Origin of the sequence: Cytobacillus luteolus (assembly GCF_017873715.1) — a bacterium.
Classification (GTDB): Bacteria; Bacillota; Bacilli; order Bacillales; family Bacillaceae_L; genus Bacillus_BV; species Bacillus_BV luteola.
Genome location: NZ_JAGGKM010000003.1, coordinates 211431 through 229731, shown reverse-complemented (window position 1 = coordinate 229731; position 18301 = coordinate 211431). Strand labels below are relative to the sequence as shown.

Genomic DNA, 18301 nt, shown 5'->3' with positions numbered 1-18301 from the left:
CCTCCTTAGGAAGTTGTTTGAGTATTCTTTGCTAATGGATGGTGTAACCAGCAAGCTGCATACCTAGAATCTCCTACTTTTTCATACAACGGTGGATTCTCTTTGCATACCCTCATTGCTTTATCACAGCGTGCATAAAAAGCACAACCCTTTGGAGGTGCAAGCAAATCGGGAGGGGTACCTGGAATAGGAGATAACTTTACGTCTCTACTCATATCAATACGTGGCATCGACTTTAATAACCCCTCTGTATATGGATGACTTGGGTTGGAGAATATTTCATGTATAGTACCCGACTCGACAACTTGACCTGCATACATGACCACCACTCGGTCACACATCTCTGCAACAACTCCAAGGTCGTGAGTGATTAGTATGATGGACGTATTCGTTTTCTCTTGTAGGTCTTTCATTAGTTTTAATATTTGGGCTTGGATTGTAACGTCTAAAGCTGTTGTAGGCTCATCAGCGATTAATAATTTGGGTTGACACACAAGTGCCATCGCAATCATTACCCTTTGTCTCATACCTCCCGAGAACTCGTGTGGATATTGATTGAATCTTTTTTCAGGGTTTGGTATACCTACCATTTCTAACATATTAACAGCAGTCTGATATGCTTCTTTTCTAGAAATATTCTGATGTTTTAAAAGTCCTTCAGTTATCTGTGCTCCTACTTTACTAGTAGGATTTAAAGATGTCATTGGGTCCTGAAATATCATTCCAATTTCATTCCCGCGAATTTTTTGCATTTCTCTTTCACGTTTATCTACTAAATTACTATTATTTAAAAGAATAGTCCCACTCTTAATCTTTGAGTGTGGCTCAGGTAAAAGTCTCATGATTGATTTAGCGGTTACACTTTTTCCACAACCAGATTCACCAACTATTGCAACAGCCTCTCCTGGCTTTACATGAAAGGATACGCCACGCACAGCTTTTACAACACCAGCATATGTATCAAAAGTTACATGTAAATCGTTCACCTCTAATATATTTCCCATCGGCTCACCTCCATCATATTCTATTACTTTCGTAGCTTAGGATCTAAAGCATCTCTTAATCCATCACCAAAAACGTTAAATGCAAACATAGTTAAAGAAATGAGAATCGCAGGAATGAATAATTGATAGAAATTACCGATTAATATACTTCCAAGTGCATCATTTGCCATTGTGCCCCAACTGGCTTCTGGAGCAGGTATACCTAGACCTAAGAAACTTAAAGTTGCTTCGGCAAAAATAGCCGTAGGAACTGTAAGTGTGACATTTACTAATATTGGACCCATCGTGTTAGGTAATAAGTGTTTTCTTAACGTCCAGGAAGTAGACGCCCCCATTGCATTCGCAGCCTGCACATACTCATACTCTTTTAACTGTAGTACCTGACCCCTAACAAGCCGTGCCATAGGAATCCAACCAGTGATGGTCATAGCAATGATAATTGGCCATAATCCACGCTCTAATACAATCATGATTAAAATAACCATAAGTAAGTATGGAATAGCATAAAGTATTTCAGCAATTCTCATCATCGCATTATCTACTTTTCCGCCTTTGACCGCAGATATTCCACCATAAAGTACCCCTGCAAGAAAATCTATTAATGCAGCCATAAGGCCAATAAATAAGGATATTCTTGCTCCATACCATGCTCTAGTAAATAAATCCCTACCTGATTGATCAGTACCGAACCAATGCTCTGAATTTGGTCGCAGATTTTTCTTTGTAAAGTCCTGTTCATAGTAGGTATAACCATTTAGATAGGGTCCAATGATCGCCATAACAATTAAAAGAATGATGAGAAGTAAACCAAACATAGCTAGCTTATTTTCCTTTAACCTATTCCATGTATCTTTCCAAAAAGTAAGACTTGGTCGAGAAATTTTCTCTGCTTCTTTAAAATTATCCTGCGCTGGTAAAAACATCTCCTGTGTTAGTTTATGCTTAGTCATTATTTGCTCTCCCCCGTCACCTTAATTCTTGGATCAATCCATGTATAAGCGATATCGACAAGGAAAATTAAAAAAATCAAAATTGCACTATAGAAAACCGTTGATCCTAATATAACCGGGTAATCACGGTTTGAAATACCTGTTACAAACATCTCGCCCATTCCAGGAATACCGAAGATACTTTCGATTATGAAGCTCCCTGTTACAAGGTTAGCAGTTAGAATTCCTAGCACAGTTATAACTGGTAGAATTGCATTTCGTATTGCATGCTTTATGATGATGACGTTCCTTTTCAATCCCTTAGCTTTTGCTGTAATAATATAATCCTGACTCATAACCTCAAGCATACTTGATCGCATTAAGCGAGCTATATACGCAAGCGGCATCATTGCTAGTGAAATGGAAGGTAAAACAGTATGAGACCAAGACTTCCATGTAGCAACCGGAAAGAGCTGTAATTCAACCGCAAGAAAGTTCATTAAGAAGGTTGCTAGAATAAAACTTGGCACTGAAATCCCTATAATTGCAAGTATCATAGATAAATAATCTGGTAATTTATTACGATATAATGAAGCCATAACACCGAGAATCAAACCAAAAGTAATTGCAATTAATAGGGCCTGAGCACCAAGATGGAGAGAGACAGGGAATCCGTTTTTAATATAATCATTAACGGATATGGACGAAGACTTCAATGATGGTCCAAAATCAAATTGAATTAATGATTGTAAATAGAGACCATATTGTACAATCAAAGGTTTGTCCAGATTATAATAACTCTGTAAATTATCATAAATTGCTTTAGGCATGGTACCTTCTTGAGCAAAAGGATTTCCTGGGATACTATGCATGAGTATAAATGTAATTGTAATAATGACCCATAATGTAAGCACTGCCCAGCCTAGTCGCTTAATGGTATACATTAACATTTTTTATCCCCCCTACTATAATGTGAATGAACTAATAAAAATCGGGGTATGCCCTAAAGCATACCTCGATTAATTTGTATATTAGTTTTTAATATCCACATAATGGAATTGAGGATATCTATTGATTGGTGTATAAATCCCAGTTACATATGGTTTAACTGTAAATGGTTTAGTATAGAAGTACACAGGAATAATTGGCATTTCATCCATTAAGATTTTTTCAGCATCATGCATTGCTTGCATACGTTCGCCCTGATCCATCGAAGATTTAGCTAGGTTTACCAATCTATCATATTCAGCATTAGCCCAGTTAGCATCGTTATATGGACTATCTGATACCCATAGATCAATAAATGTCATTGGGTCTACATAATCACCAACCCATCCAGCACGAGACATTGTGTAGTCTCCAGCCTTTTCACGGTCAAGTTTTACTTGGAATTCTACGTTCTCAAGTGTAATTGCTACACCTAAGTTTTTACGTAGCATTTCTTGAACTGCTTCTGCAATTAATTTATGACCTTCTGAAGTATTGTATGTTAGTGTAAATGGTGGAAGTTCAGCCATACCTTCCTCAGCTAAACCTTCAGCTAATAATTTCTTAGCTTCTTCAGCATTTGCTTCGAATAATTTACCTGTGTTTTCTTGGTAATCACCACTTACATCAGGAATACCAGGAGGTACTACAGAATAAGCTGGTGTTTGGCCACCTTGTGCCACGTGCTCAACAATCGTTTCACGATCAATAGCCATCGCTAATGCTTTTCTTACTTTCGGATTATTAAATGGTTTAACGTCATTGTTAATATTATAGTAGTAGATTGCTAGATCTGGTCCAAGGTTAAATTCAGGATCATTATTAGCAAGCAACTGACCTTGAACGTCTTGTGGTAATGGATACACTAAATCAATTTCACCAGAGCGGTACATTTGCCAAACTGTATTTTCATCATCAATAATGACAAAATGAACTTCGTCTAGGTTAATCTTAGCTTGATCATAATAATGTTCATTTTTCTCTAACTTCATGCTTTCTTTATGTTTCCATTCGGTCAACTTGAATGCACCATTAGACACATACGTATCTGCTTCTTTATACCAATCAGGATTTGCTTCTTGAACTGCTTTGTTTACAGGATAGTACGTATAAAAAGATGTTAAATCTAAGAAATATGGAGTTGCAACTTCAAGTGTTACTTCTAATGTCTTTTCATCAAGGGCTTTAACCCCTACAGCATCTTCAAGGGCTTGTAAGTCTGCCCCTTCTTCAGCTGAGTTAAATGCTTGCCCGCCTTTTAAATAGTACAATTGGTAAGCATATGTAGAAGCTGTCTCAGGATTTAATGCATGCTTCCAAGCATATTCAAAGTCATGAGCAGTTACTGAATCGCCATTTGACCAGGTAACCCCATCACGTAAGTAGAAAGTCCAAGTAAGACCATCATTACTCGTTTCCCATTTCTCTGCCATTCCTTCTACAATTTCACCTTCTGGAGATTTCTTAGTTAATCCCTCAAAGGCATGTTCTAGTACCCAAGAATCATGTGTACCTTGTGCTGTACCAGGGTGTAATGAGCCTGGTTCTGAACCATTATTTAACCTTAAAACTTTTGGACTTGTACTGGCACTATCATCTGCAGGTTTTTCTTCAGAGTCTGCAGGCTTTTCGGTATTGTTAGTTGGTTCTTTTGGTTTATTCGCTTCTTCTCCAGCAAAACAACCAGATAGTGCCACTAGTATTGCAAAAAACAACGCTAGAATTGAATAAAGCTTAACTTTCATATTTCCTCCCCCTTTCAATTTGAAATCATCAGATGATTTCTATGATTGATTTTACTTTCGAACATGTAAAAATATTACATATACATTAAAATTTTATTAATTTTTTATTTCCATAAAAAAAAGTGGACAAAGTCCACAAAGTAGGAGGTTATTCTATCTAGTGTTTTTACCAGAAAACACACTTAAAATTGCTTTTATCAGAAAACCGATTAACAAACCTGGAATGACAAATAACATGGGCATAAACACTGGCCCTATGTTCACTCCTAAAATTGTTAATTTTGGTGAGAGCATTAATCCGACTGTAACAAAATATGCCGAAAATACGTATGGAAGATATATATACTTGGACCTATTTTGTGTTGCACCCCGATGCGCGTCCCACATCGCAAAAAAGTATAAACATGGATAAAACATTAACCATTGATAATCTATGGCATTAGCTGCACCTTCAAAATCGCCTAAAAAACTTAACATGATTGCAGTATTAAAATTACTGAATACATTTACGAGAAATTCAAGTGTAATAAATAGTATCCCTTTAATTATTTGCTTATTTAGTATTTGTCCGAAGCCCGGTAAAGCAATACTCCACAAAATTGCTTCAAGTGTCCTATCCTTATTCATGGTGACACACTTAACCCTTCTGCATAGACATTTCTTTTATATTAATATGCACCATCACTTTTATTTCCCACTTTCAGTTAGTTTTAGACGGGAGCCTTTTTAGCTGGAGTTTCGGATAATAGGGATAAATAAATTTTTAAGTATCTAAAGTATGCCCTTAATCGTCTTGTTATAATTCCAATTTTTTTACAAACAAATGGCTAAATTATGGACATATAAAAATTACATATCAAAATTAGAATCTGTTACAATTAAGGAAGAATTAGTTAATGGAGTTGATAGTATGGACCGATCCACAATAGAAGAGGTTTTACGTGCAGTACCTTTATTCCGTGAACTATCGAGTGATGAGTTGTCCGAAATTGTAAACATCTCGCAAAATCGACATTTCATTAAAGGTATCCATGTTTTTATGCAAGATGACCCCTTAGAAAACGTGTATTTTATACATAGTGGAAAAATTAAAATATATAAAAATGATTTAAACGGGAAAGAACAAATTGTTTCTATTCTGAAATCAGGAGATATGTTTCCTCATGTAGGTTTTTTTAGAAAAGGGAATTACCCCGCTTTCGCGCATGTCCTTGAAGATGCAAGAATTGTAGTCATCTCCATTGCTCATTTTGAAAAACTACTTCTTCAGCATCCACAGGTATGTATTAAACTTTTTAAAGTTATGGGTGAAAAAATTATCGACCTTCAAAATAGACTAGAATCACAAATATTAAATAGCACCTACGAGCAGATTATTAAGTTATTGCTAAGGTTAGCACAAACAGATGGTACGCTACTAGAAGACGGTAGGACAGTATTAACCTCACATTATACGAATAAAGATATGGCTAACATGATTGGTACCACTAGAGAAACGGTTAGTAGAACTTTAACAAAACTAAAAAAGAAAAAAATTATTGAAACAGACAAAGATGGAAACTTTATGTTTGACGTACTAGAAGTTGAAGAAGAATTATTTTAAAGCATACACGAGGAAAGGCGTTCGAGAACTTACCGAACCACCCTTTCCTTTTTTCAATTTCAATAACATTTTGGGCCATCCTGAATAGATTGTAATATATCTATTTGCATCAGGAGGTTTCTGCAAAAAATGAGAGATGACCAAGGCAGACAACATCAAAAAAAGTATAATAAAGAACCCTTTGGAGATTTAATGAAATCAATGAACGATTTTTTTCATCAGAAACCAGTTAGAAGATTGCTTGACACAATAGATGTCTTCTTTGAACAACCGTTTCCACTGCAACAGATTCCAGTTGATATGTACGAAACCGACCACGAACTTATCATTTCAGCAGACCTGCCAGGTATTAAAAGAGAGCAAATTGGAATTGAATTCACCGGAAACCAACTAACCATATCCGTTAACCATAATGAGGTCACTGAAGAAAAAAACGAAAAGAAACATTATTATTATAAAAAGGTAGAAAAAAATCAATCCATTCGAACAGTTAGTCTACCCTATATTGTTCATGAAAAAGATGTAAAAGCATCTTATCAAGATGGTGTACTAAAAATAAGAATTCCAAGGCAACGAAAAAAAAGAATTATGATTGACTAAAAATAGAGCGATTTAGCTCTATTTTTTTGGCCTTCTTCCCCGTAAAAACATGGAAAGTGTATTTTCACATCTTTTCCAAAAGGTCCAATACATACTTTTATTCCATCAGTACCAACCTACATCTAGGAGGTGTTTTTCATGGATAGAGAAAACATGGGCAACAAAGATTTACCAGATTTTAAACAGTTAAATGATCGGATGATTGCTGATCCCCCAAGTGAACCTTTTCTTGTCTTAAAAACTAATTTAGATCCTGATGAACCATCTGTGGAAAATCCATATTATCAAAATGGAACAGCAAATAAAAAAGAATTAAACGACTACTTTAATGGGAAATAAGGTGATACTATGGAGCAGACATTAGCCTATTTACGAGAATCGTTATCCAACTATACCGAGGAGCATCAAGTTTCCCTTCAAATTTACAAAAAACTTGAAAAGAAGTCTTATAAAAGTGAAGGCGATTTTGTGAGGGAGTTAGATGAGCAAGAAATTGAATTTTTAAATCAAGTATTACCCGGTGAAATAAACCATGCAATGGATGCACAGGATTATAATCGTGTTCAAGAACTGAATGAAGTATATGAATTGTTGTTTTAGGGATGTGTAAGGCAGTGAATAACCCATTTTCAACAAAGAAATATTCTACTACTAATGTAGATGAAGTGAAACGATTAAATGCAAATTCTGGCTTGAGTTATAATGAAGTTAAATTGTTACTAGCAAAGTCCTATCAAGAAGAAAAACAACAGAAATAATAAAAAGGTATTCACTTTTCTTTGTGAATACCTTTTTCATTTTTATCCATTAAGTGGTAGTGGGTTTAACGGGTGCTTGTTTGATTTTCTTTCTATATAGATTACAACTAATAAAAACGCTAATCCTCCTAGCAGTCGAATTCCAGAGGATATTGACATGGCAATTTGTATATTATATAGCTCGAGTAGGAATACGCCGATTTGGGGTGCAATAAAGCCTACAGCTCCCAAAATAATATTATATGTGGCTAAAAATGATGTTCGCTCTTTTTCAGGAGATACATGTAGCAGTTGGTTAAAAAGAAGCATAACTGTTCCCGCAACAAAAATTCCAGAGAATAAATTTATTATCGTTAAATAGATAAGATTCGTTGATAGTATGGTTAAGATTGGAGCAGTTGCCATTCCAATACCTGCAATAAATAGCATGACAGAGTTACCCCACTTATCTGCAGATCTTCCCCACCATTTGTAGCTTAACATTTGAGAAATGGAATTTACTACAGTAAATAAACTAATCCATATCGCAGTAGCCTGTGCATCATTGATTTGGTAAATGGTAAATAAAGGCCAGGCCATTTGCCATCCAAAATTAAATAGGACTGCACATAAAACAAAACTCCTATAAGGCCTATGACTAATCATCTTTTTTAAAGTTGTGGTAAAGGCTTTTTTCTCTTTTACTTTTACTTTCTCTACTTTTATTTCATAATGCTTCATTAAGAAATAAACTTCAATCACACCGAATATAAATCCCACTAAAAACAATAATTGGTATGGAAATGTGTCAGTCTTATCAAAGCGACTAATAACAACACCAGCAGCAATTGTAACAACCATTCCAACAAAGGTTAAGATTCTGCTCCTTTCACTAAAAAAAGCTCCTCTTCGCTTATCTGGAATAATATCCCCAATAAACGATTGCCATGAAAGTGTAGCAATCGCATTGGGAAGGTTCATTAACGCAATTAAGACAACAAGTATCCATGCCTGATTTACAATTGTTATAAAAGGAATAAAGACCATTAACAGCAGGAAGAATCTAGCACTTAATATTGATAATCCAGTAAACGTTTTTTTAGTCTCGAGTCTATTGATCCACATTGCAGCTGGGATCATTGCTAGCATACTCATTAAAGATGGTAGTGAGCTTATTAGGCCAACCTGTTGGTTTGTAGCACCTAGTACCCCTATTGCAAATAAAGGAATAAAGCCACTTACAAGGCTATTTGCAACGATTGAGGAAGCTCCATTTAATATACTTAGTTTTTCATTATTTTTAATATGCTCTGATGAATAATTCATGAACAACGTCCTTTTTCGACTTCCGAAATATTTAGTTTATAGAAGGAGTTTACTCCTCAAGACAAAAACTTGCAATAGAAATTTTTAGACACATTTTCCACGTGTAGTGTTCACTGAGTCTGCTAAGATTGGAATACTTTCTATGTTCATGAAATAACGGCTTGTGAGTCCGTTTTGAGTTGTCAGCTGTTTTTGACGGACTCACAGGCCGGTATTTGGGTAAAAGTTGACTATTTTCCATCTAACGCGGACTCATAGGCCGTTATTAATATAAAAGATGGGAGTTTTAACACACTTTTCTTCAAATAAGAGCCTCTGAGTCCACTAAGGTCGGAACTAACCTTTGTCTTCTTGAAATAACGGCCTGTGAGTCCGTTTTGAATTGTCAGCTGTTTTTGGCGGGCTAAACAGGCCGGTATTTGGCTAAAATTTGACTATTTTCACCTCTTACAGGACTCAAATAAAAAAGCTACCAATTGATAAGTGGTAGCTTCTAACAATCCTTTTTTTTACCTCTAGATTTACGGGATTGTTTAACAAATTGATGTGTTGTTATCGCTGCACCAGCAGCAATTAGACCGTTTGCAATTCCGTTTACTGTAAAACCTAGCTTTATTACACTAGCAAGTGTGCCTCCAAACAATAATATCCAAATAATCATCCAATCGTGAACCTTTGGAGTATGTTTTAGAGCAAATCCTAGCACGATTAAAGCCGGTACAACTAACACCAACTGTGAATGGATTGAAATCTGACTAAACATTGCTTCTAGCATCTCAAATACCTCCCTTTCTCCTATATAGTATTCAAACTACTATTTAGAAGCATAGGGGATTTCATTAGTTATGATGAGCTTGTTTAAACTTTTTTTGTTTATTTTACTGTCTCTAAGTTTTGAATGTCTTTGTAAAACCTTGAACCATTGATCCTATCTGGTTCACTGCACCAATCATTTGTCCAGCTGTATTCATCATTTTATCAACATTGTAGGAACCATCTTTGTTCTTAAACTGGCTCATAATAGACTGCACTCCTGAAGGTTTTGAGTTTTGTGCAAACTGGTTCTGTTGAAGTGGATATGGTGTCTGATATTGTTGCTGTGCTGAATAAGGTGTAGGATATGGAACATTGTTATACATTTGATTTGGCATAGTAAATTGTTGTGATTGTTGATAGTTCGGTCCCATTGGTTGTTGATAATTCGGTCCCATTGGCTGTTGACCATAATAGTGCGGCCAACCATTTGATTGATAATTTTGTGGAAACCCATTTCTACGTGGGTTTTTTCTATGAGTAAACACAACTTTCCCCCCTCATATATTGCGTTACAATAGTTTATGTAAAATGTCCCAAAGTGTTAATGCAAAAGGTAAAGAATGAGACCATTATTCGACAAGAGTAGACTCGAGTTGTCGGAAGTTTCAATTTTTCAAAAATCATAAATAATGGCCTATCCATGCTATGATTCTGATAAGACTTATATCAGGGGGGCAATTATATGATATTAAACGAACTTAAAGAAAAGTTTATCCAGTTGAAAATGTATGAGCCGGTAGATAACAATGAATTATTGGATTTAGCAAAGCAGCTTTATATCAAAAATCAAATCACAATCATTGATTATCGTAATTTTGTTCGTGAGCTCGAAATGAATGGAGCACTTAACCCTGAGAATACTGATGAATTAATTGAATTGTAACCTTTTTAAAACTTGGCAATTAAAACATGTTATATCCTCCAGTAGAAAATGAAATATTAAGTACTGTAGAAATCCTAATTTGGAGGCTTGATTAACTATGGGTCGCGGTAAACATTTTAACCATAAGGAAAAGGGACATGAACCAAAAGTTCCGAAACATGGATTTAAAGCAGAAACAAAGGAAACAACAAAAGTAGAATTTGCAATTGAGCCTGTAGCTAGAAATGGAAACAAACCAGTTTATCTTAAAGAAGAAGACGACTTATAAAAAATAAAAGGTGCTTAAGTATAAACTTAAGCACCTTTTATTTAGGTAATATCAGTTATGATGTCGTTGATTTCCGGTCCAGGCACTTGCTTTCCGCGGGGAGGAAGTCGATCCTCCTCGACGTCCGTCTGCGGGGTCTCGACCTTTCCTCTATTTCCCGCAGGAGTCACGTGCCTTCCCCTCCAATCAACTCCCCACTTTATATTTAAAGAATTTCAAAAAATAAAAAAAGGACAAAAAACAATTTGTTTTTTACCTTCCTTTTTCATTTTTTGTACTTATTGCTTTTGATGTATTTGATCTAGTATTGATTTTAGAGTGTAGACAATTGATTGGTACGTTTCTTTTGCTCTTTTTTCTCTTGTGTCTTTGTAGAATGATTGAACAATGAGAAGTTCTATGTTTTCAATCGCTGTATCGATTTGTAGTTTATATAAGTATTTTGGATTTTCTTTTTGTATCCAAGTTAGTGTCAACTCTCTCCACTTATCAAGAGTTGCATGCACCTCATCAGCATAAGGCTTTACTTCACCGAAGAAGTCAGGTTCGTAGTCTTCGTTTCCTTTTACTGATTCTAACCTGTGAATGGATTCTTCTGCCCTTTCTAACAAATTGTTAGTTAAAGCAATTAAATCGTTATTAATCATAAACATCACCCTATTTCATCATAACAGATTCTACCTATATGAGAAATAGGACTGATTTAATAACTCAATCTATACGAAAAAGTTCCTTTTCCAATTGTATGTTTTTTTACAGAGTTGTTTGAATTTTTCTCTAGGGAGTATTTACCGATACATTCATCAATTGAAGAAAGAGTTGTCATGATGCTAGTAAATTCTGCAGTACTGTTTTGAAAGTATTCCTTTGATAGGTTTTTCCTTTCTTCTACAAGCTTATCTTCAATTTTATCTAAACCCTTTAATAATTCATCCAAATGATTCATCACTTCATTTTTAGCCATCAATGTATTCAACTCATACGCCCCCTTTTATAACTCTTCTTACAAGCTATTCGATATAGACTTGAATACTACCTTCCGACCTGACAAAACTAGTTATGTTTCGTCAAAGAAAGTGGATTTTTCCGATTTTCGACAAAGAGTAATAATCGCCCGAGGAATGAAATGTTCCGTGTTGTGAACAATATCTATAGGAGGTGTAAGTATGTCAAAAACAAAAAGAAATTCAAATAATAAACAAGTGAAACCAAAAGAGGAAACAGCACCAGGATATGGTGACAAAAAATTGGAAGGACCAAATCGTCCTGCAGAATGATGAAAGATCAAGAGCAAGAATTTCTTGCTCTTTTACTTTTTCTTAAAAAGATTTTCAATGCTTATTCCAACATGCAGTTGGTGCTGTTTATGTAAATACCAATCTGTTAAGCACAATTCTTTGGTATTAATTTTACTAACGGGTTTAAACCAATTTTTCACCTCCTTTTGATTATTGAACCAGTCATCTTGGTACTGGGATTTATGCTTAATTATTGGATAGACGGTTCTAAGAAAAGGTGTATCACGTTGTTTTGGTTGTGAAAAATACTGCTCATAATCATGCCGTGACCCAGTATGAATTGTTTTTTTTGAAAACAAATAAAATCGAGGATAGTAATATTCATGAAATAGCAACCATGCTAGTTTTTTACCTAATTCAATCCTACTCCGAAGTTTGCGAAAATCATGAACTGAAAAACCATACAACTCCCCTTGTACGGTTGGAAACAATACCGAGCTAAAGTGTAACCAATCTTGAAATTTAAAAATAAAGGATTTAAAAACTTTGTTTTTGTAGAACGGATGATTAATTACAGGTTCTTGAATAACATTTTGTTCATTAATAATTTGAGCAGTTATTAGTTTCTCTCCATTTCTAGTCAGCCAATATTCATTCCAGTGATTTTCCATAAATGAAGAAACTGAAAATGCCTTTAATAAATCAAATAACGGTTTGTTTTGCTTTTTAGACATTTCATATAATAAGAGCTGTGGATAGGCATCTGAGAAAATAAGCCAATTTGCTAGTTCATAGGTCATAAATAACGTATTTCTAGTGGTTTTATTTAAAGCTTTTGGGAACCATGTGCCTTCTAGATCTGTCATATTCCAACCTGCATTTCTAGATACCATGCTTGCTAAAAACGACCAACGAATCTCCTTATTACTATCATAAAACTTTGCATAGCTTGTTGTCCTAGAGACATTATCAATATTGTTCCTATCTGTTTCTTCTATAATATATCTAATGATCTCTTGTTCTTCTTCCGTGTAGTCACTATAGGAGTTCATGAAACACGTATGTCTTTTCCTTCCAGCCAACTACCTCACCATCCTTGTCCATATCCTTTCCTAATGTTGAAAAAGATAAGCAAAGTTTTAAATTAAATACTAGTGAACTTAATTAGCAAGAAAAATGGTAGAATGGTCCTGTGCCAAATAATACAACTATTTTCTCTCATTTTCTGATATGATAGAGTATAGGTTTTTTAGGGGGAGGTATAATATATGACTTTTCGCTATCCGAATGGTAAGCTGTACCAGCCTAAGAAAATCAGCACCACACCTCATCTTAAACAACAAGTTTATAGCAACCGTGGGATGACACTTGAAGAGGACTTAAATGAATCGAATAAATATTACCTAGAAAAGCAAATAGCGGTAATACATAAAAAACCTACACCTATTCAAATTGTAAATGTTGATTTTCCAAAAAGAAGTGCAGCAGTAATAAAAGAGGCTTACTTTAAACAAGCTTCTACCACTGACTATAACGGAATTTATAAAGGTCGTTATATTGATTTCGAAGCTAAAGAAACTAGGAATAAAACGGCATTGCCATTACAAAACTTTCATCAGCATCAAATTGATCACATGAGAGCTGTCGTAGAGCAACAAGGAATTTGTTTTGTCATTTTACGTTTTGCAGCAGTGGATGAAATCTACTTATTAGAAGCAGTCCATCTTTTGCAGTTTTGGGAGAGACAACTCCAAGGTGGCCGAAAATCAATCGCTAAAAATGAAATTGAGGCATTAGGTCATATTATTTCTATAGGGATGGCACCTAGAATCGACTATGTAAAGGTTATTGATAAGTTATACTATCAATGAAACTTTATTATTTTTAATTCGTCATATTATAAGGGATTTTATAAATAGCGACTACACCTATTATTACCTTTTTGAGGAGCAGTGAATGCTATGTCAGAGAAATATAAAACACGTGAACAAAGAAAACGTGTAAGTTCTAACAATAAGAAGAAGCCTGAAAAAAATATGAAAGGCATTATGCGGAAGGCATTTCTAACGATGTTGGTCATTGGAATTATTGGTATGATTGGAGGGGCAACGACTTTCTTTGTACTTGCAAAGGATGCCCCACCGCTTGATGAATCACTATTAAAAGATCCTTTATCATCTAAGGTTTATGATATGAATGGTGAGCTAATTGCTGAACTAGGTATAGAAAAAAGGACCCACGTTTCATACAATGAAATTCCAGAATTAGTTAGAAATGCATTTATTGCAACTGAGGACGTCCGATTTTATAAACATCACGGAATTGATATTATTCGATTTGTAGGTGCTGTTATTGCAAACGTAACAGACGGGTTTGGCTCCCAAGGAGCAAGTACTATTACACAACAGGTTGTGAAGAACTATTTTCTTACACCAGAGAAAACGTTAACGAGGAAAGCACAAGAAGCTTGGTTGGCATATCAACTAGAAAGTAAATTTTCAAAGGAAGAGATTCTTGAGATATACCTGAACAAGATTTTATTTGGTGGAAGCACTCATGGGGTAGCTAAAGCTGCTGAAACCTACTTTGGAAAGGAATTAACTGAACTCGAATTGCACGAGGCTGCCATGCTAGCAGGAATTCCACAAAGTCCAAATAATTATAATCCGTTTAATTATCCCGAGGCAGCTGAAAAAAGAAGAAATATCGTTTTATCCCTGATGGAACAGCATGGATACATTTCAGCAGATGAAGCAAAGGCTGCGAAGGCTATTCCAGTGCAAGATTCAATTGTTGACTCTAAACCTGTTTCTAAGCCAATTGATACATTTTTAGATCAAGTTAAGATTGAGATTAAAGAGCTTGGTGACATCGATGTGTATTCTGCTGGGTTAGAAATTTACACTACCTTTGATCCTAATGCACAAGCACATATTGATCAATTATTAGCTGATAATGATGCAATATCCTATCCAAATGATGAATTTCAAGCAGGAATTGCTTTATTAGACACACGTACAGGTGAAATAAGAGCTCTTGGTGGTGGGAGAAATCAAACAGAAACATCAAGAATCAATTTTGCGATAGACCCGCTAAATCAGCCTGGTTCCACAATAAAGCCTATTATCGATTATGGTCCAGCAATTGAGTATCTGAAATGGTCTACTTATCATCAAATTGATGATGAACCGTATACGTATTCTGATCCAAATCGTACACCTATTAAAAACTATGACAATAAACATTTAGGTCAGATGTCTATTCGTACAGCACTAGCTAAATCTAGAAACATTCCTGCTCTTAAAGCTATGCAGGCAGTTGGGCTAAAACAAGCTCAAGATTTTGCCGTTAATTTAGGAATGCCTTTTGAAGATCATGTATATGAATCCTACTCTATTGGAGGTATTTCAGAAGGAGTATCTCCCCTACAAATGGCTGGTGCATACAGTGCATTTGGAAATAAAGGCGTCTATATTAAACCATATGCAATAAAGAAAATTATTTATCCCGATGAAACTGAAGTTGATTTGATGCCTGAACCAAATCCTGTAATGAAAGATTCAACTGCCTTCATGGTGACTGATATGTTAAAGTCTGTAATGCTTCCTGGTGGTACTGCATCAGGCTACAATGTTCCAGGCCTTCATATAGCAGGAAAAACTGGTACCACCAACTTTGACAGTGAAACAAGAAAGAAATATGACATACCGAGTGGCGCAGTTCCAGATATTTGGTTTGTAGGTTACACGCCAAATTACACAGCAGCAATTTGGACCGGATATCGCGATAACAAGGAATGGATGAGAACAAAGGATGAACAACAAATTGCAAAAAAATTATTTAAAAACATTATTACCACTATCTCTGAAGGCAAGGATACACAGGATTACCCTATACCAAATAGTGTTGTAAAAGTAGCTGTTGAAAATGGATCAAACCCTGCCAAACTAGCTAGTGAATTTACACCAGAGGATATGGTTGTGTCAGAGTACTTTATAAAAGGGACAGAACCAACAGAGGTTTCTGATAAATTTAAGGAACTAACTCCTCCATTGGAGCCAACTATTAATTATGACCAGGAGAAAAATGAATTAACATTAACATGGTCATATCTTGAGAATGAGCTTGAAGGTATTTCCTTTGAAATTAGTGAATCAATTGACGAAGGGCCATATACTGTTCTTACAACACAAAAAGAACTAACCTTAATTATTCCAAATCCAATTCCAGAGGCAAAATACAGATATCAAATCATTGCTGTAAGTGATGCGAATCCAGAAAACAGAAGTGAACCAGCAACTATCGAGACAGAAATCCCCGCTGTAATAGAGGATGAAATAGACCTCTTCCCGGATGATGAGGGTGAAGACCCTGGAGATGGGGATGGAAGCGGTGATGGTGACGGTAATGGTGACGGAACCGGAATAAAACCACCTGATATCGTTGAGCCTCCAGGTAATCCAAACGACGAAGATTAATAGTAAAAAGGAGCAGGAATTATAAAAATCCTAGCTCCTTTTTTATTTCCCTTAGAAAATGCACCATTTTAGTGAATATTAGCATTTTTTGAGGTATACAGAGGATACGGGCATAATCTAGAGGATTTATATAAATAGGGTTGTTGAACTGCCCTTTAGCAAGTCTCCCGCTTACAGAAGCAATAATATGCCCTCTTACCCTGTTTGTGGTACAAGTATGTATTTCATTATGATTAATGAAGGTATAAAAACGTACAAAGGGGTGAAAAAAATGAAAGTTATTGAAAAAACGTTAGAGGTAACAGTTTTGTTGTCGGTAACAGTTGCATTTGGAGGTTACGCTTTGTTTGTATATCCTTTTGAGAAGCTTAGTGAGAAGTTGAATCCAGAGGTGAAACGAAAGCAATTGAAATATGCTTCGCAAAATTGAATGAGATACCCACTCCTATTGGTTGGTGTGGGTATTTTTTATTATTGTGGATTGGGGGATGCTTTTTTTAAACTTTCAATTTTATAAAATTGCTTTTCGAACTCCTCGAATAGTTGTGAAAGTTGAATATATGAATGGTAATGATTTGGATTGTCAGTAATAAAGGATAGTCTCTCTGCTACATTAATCGGCTTATACTTTAAACAAACAATCATCGAATTGATATTTTTGAGAGAACATACAGGTTTCTCATTTACCCAATTCAAGCAACAAATTAAATAAGATAGTGAACGTATCATTGGTACTTTAGCTGAAGCACGATCCCTTTTTTTGAAAAACTCCCCAATTATTTCTTTTTGTAACTTCCATTTTTTTAGTACAGTAGTTACTGCGTCTTTTTTATTTATCCAAGGTGCATTGAACTCGTTCTGAGTTAAAACAGTAGCAGCAATATCAAATAAAAAATAATCCTTTTCCAGTCCTTCTTCATAGCTTACTTGTTTGTTAAATTGGATTGTTGTTGTATTTTGATAAAATAACGGATGTAAAAAAGATTCAGGCAGCAATAATTCAACGGTATCACTCATATTTTCAAACCTTATCCTTCATTCGTTTTTTACCTTCACGACATACATCTAGTAAAGGACACACCTCGCATTGAGGAGATTGAGCTTTACAATGATATCTTCCAAAAAAGATCAAACGATGATGTGTTACTCCCCATTCATCACGAGGTACTTTTTTCATTAATGTTTTTTCTACTTCAAGCACGGAATCCTTCCATCTACAAATGGCTAATCGTTTGCTAACTCTCTCTACATGTGTGTCCACTGCGATGGCAGGAATACCAAAAGCCACTGATACAACTACATTGGCCGTTTTTCTCCCTACACCGGGAAACTTCGTTAATTCATCGCGATCCTGAGGTAAAACACCACCATATTCGTAAATAAGCATTTCGCATAATTTCCGAATATTTTTTGCCTTGTTTCTATATAAGCCAATTGAACGTATATCTTGTTGTAATTCCTCTAAAGATACCGCTAAATAATCTTCCGGTTTTTTATATTTTTCAAAAAGAGACTTAGTTACTTTGTTTACAAGTCCATCTGTACATTGCGCAGATAAAGCAACAGCAATCACTAATTCGAAAGGGTTACTATGGTTTAACTCACAATGAGCGTCTGGAAACATTTCTCCCATAGTATCTAAACAATGCCTTATTTGTGCTTTTGTTAACATATCGTTTCTCCTATC

23 protein-coding genes are annotated in these 18301 nt (G+C 35.3%); 10 read left to right on the top strand and 13 right to left on the bottom strand.

Annotated features, from left to right (window positions below):
* Positions 1 to 5 precede the first annotated feature (5 nt).
* The 5 genes from J2Z26_RS09615 to J2Z26_RS09595 form a co-directional block, all read right to left on the bottom strand.
* Positions 6 to 1004, bottom strand: a complete 999-nt coding sequence (locus J2Z26_RS09615) for an ABC transporter ATP-binding protein (RefSeq protein WP_193539482.1) — start codon at positions 1002 to 1004, stop codon at positions 6 to 8.
* Positions 1005 to 1027: 23 nt separating this feature from the next.
* Positions 1028 to 1954, bottom strand: a complete 927-nt coding sequence (locus tag J2Z26_RS09610) for an ABC transporter permease (protein ID WP_193539483.1) — start codon at positions 1952 to 1954, stop codon at positions 1028 to 1030.
* Positions 1954 to 2883, bottom strand: coding sequence for an ABC transporter permease (locus tag J2Z26_RS09605; RefSeq protein WP_193539484.1), 930 nt, complete (start codon positions 2881 to 2883; stop codon positions 1954 to 1956). Before J2Z26_RS09605 ends, J2Z26_RS09610 begins: the two co-directional genes overlap by 1 nt.
* Before the next feature lie 81 nt (positions 2884 to 2964).
* The gene (locus J2Z26_RS09600; RefSeq protein WP_193539485.1) at positions 2965 to 4665 is read right to left on the bottom strand and encodes a peptide ABC transporter substrate-binding protein; all 1701 of its coding nucleotides are present in this window, start codon (positions 4663 to 4665) and stop codon (positions 2965 to 2967) included.
* A 153-nt stretch (positions 4666 to 4818) separates the two neighbouring features.
* Complete coding sequence (locus J2Z26_RS09595) at positions 4819 to 5292, bottom strand: hypothetical protein (protein ID WP_193539486.1); 474 nt, start codon at positions 5290 to 5292, stop codon at positions 4819 to 4821.
* A gap of 283 nt (positions 5293 to 5575) precedes the next feature.
* Here J2Z26_RS09595 and J2Z26_RS09590 point away from each other — a divergent pair, with 283 nt between their 5' ends.
* From J2Z26_RS09590 to J2Z26_RS09570, 5 genes are all read left to right on the top strand, one after another.
* Positions 5576 to 6268, top strand: coding sequence for a Crp/Fnr family transcriptional regulator (locus J2Z26_RS09590; protein WP_193539750.1), 693 nt, complete (start codon positions 5576 to 5578; stop codon positions 6266 to 6268).
* Positions 6269 to 6397: 129 nt separating this feature from the next.
* A complete protein-coding gene (locus J2Z26_RS09585) occupies positions 6398 to 6868 on the top strand; it encodes an Hsp20/alpha crystallin family protein (RefSeq protein WP_193539487.1) in 471 nt (156 codons plus the stop codon).
* Positions 6869 to 7006: 138 nt separating this feature from the next.
* Entirely contained in the window at positions 7007 to 7207 is a 201-nt protein-coding gene (locus J2Z26_RS09580) for a hypothetical protein (RefSeq protein WP_193539488.1), read from the top strand.
* Between the two features lie 9 nt (positions 7208 to 7216).
* Positions 7217 to 7468, top strand: a complete 252-nt coding sequence (locus J2Z26_RS09575) for a sigma-G-dependent sporulation-specific acid-soluble spore protein CsgA (RefSeq protein ID WP_193539489.1) — start codon at positions 7217 to 7219, stop codon at positions 7466 to 7468.
* Positions 7469 to 7482: 14 nt separating this feature from the next.
* Positions 7483 to 7626: a hypothetical protein gene (locus J2Z26_RS09570; protein ID WP_193539766.1), complete on the top strand. Its 144-nt coding sequence runs from the start codon at positions 7483 to 7485 to the stop codon at positions 7624 to 7626.
* Positions 7627 to 7668: 42 nt separating this feature from the next.
* Here J2Z26_RS09570 and J2Z26_RS09565 read toward each other — a convergent pair whose 3' ends face one another.
* From J2Z26_RS09565 to J2Z26_RS09555, 3 genes are all read right to left on the bottom strand, one after another.
* A complete protein-coding gene (locus J2Z26_RS09565; protein WP_193539490.1) occupies positions 7669 to 8931 on the bottom strand; it encodes an MFS transporter in 1263 nt (420 codons plus the stop codon).
* 493 nt (positions 8932 to 9424) lie between these two features.
* Positions 9425 to 9706, bottom strand: coding sequence for a phage holin family protein (locus J2Z26_RS09560; RefSeq protein WP_193539491.1), 282 nt, complete (start codon positions 9704 to 9706; stop codon positions 9425 to 9427).
* A 112-nt stretch (positions 9707 to 9818) separates the two neighbouring features.
* Positions 9819 to 10232: a YppG family protein gene (locus J2Z26_RS09555; protein ID WP_193539492.1), complete on the bottom strand. Its 414-nt coding sequence runs from the start codon at positions 10230 to 10232 to the stop codon at positions 9819 to 9821.
* Positions 10233 to 10429: 197 nt separating this feature from the next.
* Between J2Z26_RS09555 and yppF the strand changes: the two genes are divergently transcribed.
* Both yppF and J2Z26_RS09545 read left to right on the top strand, forming a co-directional pair.
* A complete protein-coding gene (gene yppF / locus J2Z26_RS09550) occupies positions 10430 to 10630 on the top strand; it encodes a YppF family protein (RefSeq protein WP_193539493.1) in 201 nt (66 codons plus the stop codon).
* A 97-nt stretch (positions 10631 to 10727) separates the two neighbouring features.
* On the top strand, positions 10728 to 10898 hold the full coding sequence (locus J2Z26_RS09545) for a hypothetical protein (RefSeq protein WP_193539494.1): 171 nt from the start codon (positions 10728 to 10730) through the stop codon (positions 10896 to 10898).
* A 278-nt stretch (positions 10899 to 11176) separates the two neighbouring features.
* Here the strand turns inward: J2Z26_RS09545 and J2Z26_RS09540 are convergent, their stop codons facing one another.
* The 3 genes from J2Z26_RS09540 to J2Z26_RS09530 all read right to left on the bottom strand — a co-directional run bounded on the left by J2Z26_RS09540 (position 11177) and on the right by J2Z26_RS09530 (position 13188).
* The gene (locus tag J2Z26_RS09540; protein ID WP_193539495.1) at positions 11177 to 11545 is read right to left on the bottom strand and encodes a YppE family protein; all 369 of its coding nucleotides are present in this window, start codon (positions 11543 to 11545) and stop codon (positions 11177 to 11179) included.
* Between the two features lie 56 nt (positions 11546 to 11601).
* Positions 11602 to 11874 (bottom strand): hypothetical protein, encoded by a 273-nt coding sequence (locus tag J2Z26_RS09535; protein WP_193539496.1) that lies wholly within the window; start codon positions 11872 to 11874, stop codon positions 11602 to 11604.
* 333 nt (positions 11875 to 12207) lie between these two features.
* Positions 12208 to 13188, bottom strand: coding sequence for a DUF2515 domain-containing protein (locus J2Z26_RS09530; protein ID WP_193539497.1), 981 nt, complete (start codon positions 13186 to 13188; stop codon positions 12208 to 12210).
* Positions 13189 to 13404: 216 nt separating this feature from the next.
* Here J2Z26_RS09530 and recU point away from each other — a divergent pair, with 216 nt between their 5' ends.
* The 3 genes from recU to J2Z26_RS09515 all read left to right on the top strand — a co-directional run bounded on the left by recU (position 13405) and on the right by J2Z26_RS09515 (position 17044).
* Positions 13405 to 14007 carry a Holliday junction resolvase RecU gene (gene recU, locus J2Z26_RS09525; RefSeq protein ID WP_193539498.1) on the top strand — a complete coding sequence of 201 codons (603 nt, stop codon included), beginning with the start codon at positions 13405 to 13407 and terminating at the stop codon, positions 14005 to 14007.
* Between the two features lie 90 nt (positions 14008 to 14097).
* Complete coding sequence (locus tag J2Z26_RS09520; RefSeq protein WP_227413846.1) at positions 14098 to 16614, top strand: PBP1A family penicillin-binding protein; 2517 nt, start codon at positions 14098 to 14100, stop codon at positions 16612 to 16614.
* Between the two features lie 271 nt (positions 16615 to 16885).
* Entirely contained in the window at positions 16886 to 17044 is a 159-nt protein-coding gene (locus tag J2Z26_RS09515) for a hypothetical protein (RefSeq protein ID WP_193539499.1), read from the top strand.
* A gap of 41 nt (positions 17045 to 17085) precedes the next feature.
* On the opposite strand, the gene J2Z26_RS09510 is transcribed toward J2Z26_RS09515, so the two are convergent.
* Positions 17086 to 17631 carry a YpoC family protein gene (locus J2Z26_RS09510; protein WP_193539500.1) on the bottom strand — a complete coding sequence of 182 codons (546 nt, stop codon included), beginning with the start codon at positions 17629 to 17631 and terminating at the stop codon, positions 17086 to 17088.
* Between the two features lie 4 nt (positions 17632 to 17635).
* Positions 17636 to 18286 (bottom strand): endonuclease III, encoded by a 651-nt coding sequence (nth, locus tag J2Z26_RS09505; RefSeq protein WP_193539501.1) that lies wholly within the window; start codon positions 18284 to 18286, stop codon positions 17636 to 17638.
* Between the last annotated feature and the right edge of the window lie 15 nt (positions 18287 to 18301).

Bases quoted from the DNA above. Each gene is read 5' to 3' on its own strand.
- J2Z26_RS09615 (WP_193539482.1), bottom strand. From the start codon at position 1,004: ATGGGAAATATATTAGAGGTGAACGATTTACATGTAACTTTTGATACA.
- J2Z26_RS09610 (WP_193539483.1), bottom strand. From the start codon at position 1,954: ATGACTAAGCATAAACTAACACAGGAGATGTTTTTACCAGCGCAGGAT.
- J2Z26_RS09605 (WP_193539484.1), bottom strand. From the start codon at position 2,883: ATGTTAATGTATACCATTAAGCGACTAGGCTGGGCAGTGCTTACATTA.
- J2Z26_RS09600 (WP_193539485.1), bottom strand. From the start codon at position 4,665: ATGAAAGTTAAGCTTTATTCAATTCTAGCGTTGTTTTTTGCAATACTA.
- J2Z26_RS09595 (WP_193539486.1), bottom strand. From the start codon at position 5,292: ATGAATAAGGATAGGACACTTGAAGCAATTTTGTGGAGTATTGCTTTA.
- J2Z26_RS09590 (WP_193539750.1), top strand. From the start codon at position 5,576: ATGGACCGATCCACAATAGAAGAGGTTTTACGTGCAGTACCTTTATTC.
- J2Z26_RS09585 (WP_193539487.1), top strand. From the start codon at position 6,398: ATGAGAGATGACCAAGGCAGACAACATCAAAAAAAGTATAATAAAGAA.
- J2Z26_RS09580 (WP_193539488.1), top strand. From the start codon at position 7,007: ATGGATAGAGAAAACATGGGCAACAAAGATTTACCAGATTTTAAACAG.
- J2Z26_RS09575 (WP_193539489.1), top strand. From the start codon at position 7,217: ATGGAGCAGACATTAGCCTATTTACGAGAATCGTTATCCAACTATACC.
- J2Z26_RS09565 (WP_193539490.1), bottom strand. From the start codon at position 8,931: ATGAATTATTCATCAGAGCATATTAAAAATAATGAAAAACTAAGTATA.
- J2Z26_RS09560 (WP_193539491.1), bottom strand. From the start codon at position 9,706: ATGCTAGAAGCAATGTTTAGTCAGATTTCAATCCATTCACAGTTGGTG.
- yppF (WP_193539493.1), top strand. From the start codon at position 10,430: ATGATATTAAACGAACTTAAAGAAAAGTTTATCCAGTTGAAAATGTAT.
- J2Z26_RS09545 (WP_193539494.1), top strand. From the start codon at position 10,728: ATGGGTCGCGGTAAACATTTTAACCATAAGGAAAAGGGACATGAACCA.
- J2Z26_RS09540 (WP_193539495.1), bottom strand. From the start codon at position 11,545: ATGATTAATAACGATTTAATTGCTTTAACTAACAATTTGTTAGAAAGG.
- J2Z26_RS09530 (WP_193539497.1), bottom strand. From the start codon at position 13,188: ATGAACTCCTATAGTGACTACACGGAAGAAGAACAAGAGATCATTAGA.
- recU (WP_193539498.1), top strand. From the start codon at position 13,405: ATGACTTTTCGCTATCCGAATGGTAAGCTGTACCAGCCTAAGAAAATC.
- J2Z26_RS09520 (WP_227413846.1), top strand. From the start codon at position 14,098: ATGTCAGAGAAATATAAAACACGTGAACAAAGAAAACGTGTAAGTTCT.
- J2Z26_RS09515 (WP_193539499.1), top strand. From the start codon at position 16,886: ATGAAAGTTATTGAAAAAACGTTAGAGGTAACAGTTTTGTTGTCGGTA.
- J2Z26_RS09510 (WP_193539500.1), bottom strand. From the start codon at position 17,631: ATGAGTGATACCGTTGAATTATTGCTGCCTGAATCTTTTTTACATCCG.
- nth (WP_193539501.1), bottom strand. From the start codon at position 18,286: ATGTTAACAAAAGCACAAATAAGGCATTGTTTAGATACTATGGGAGAA.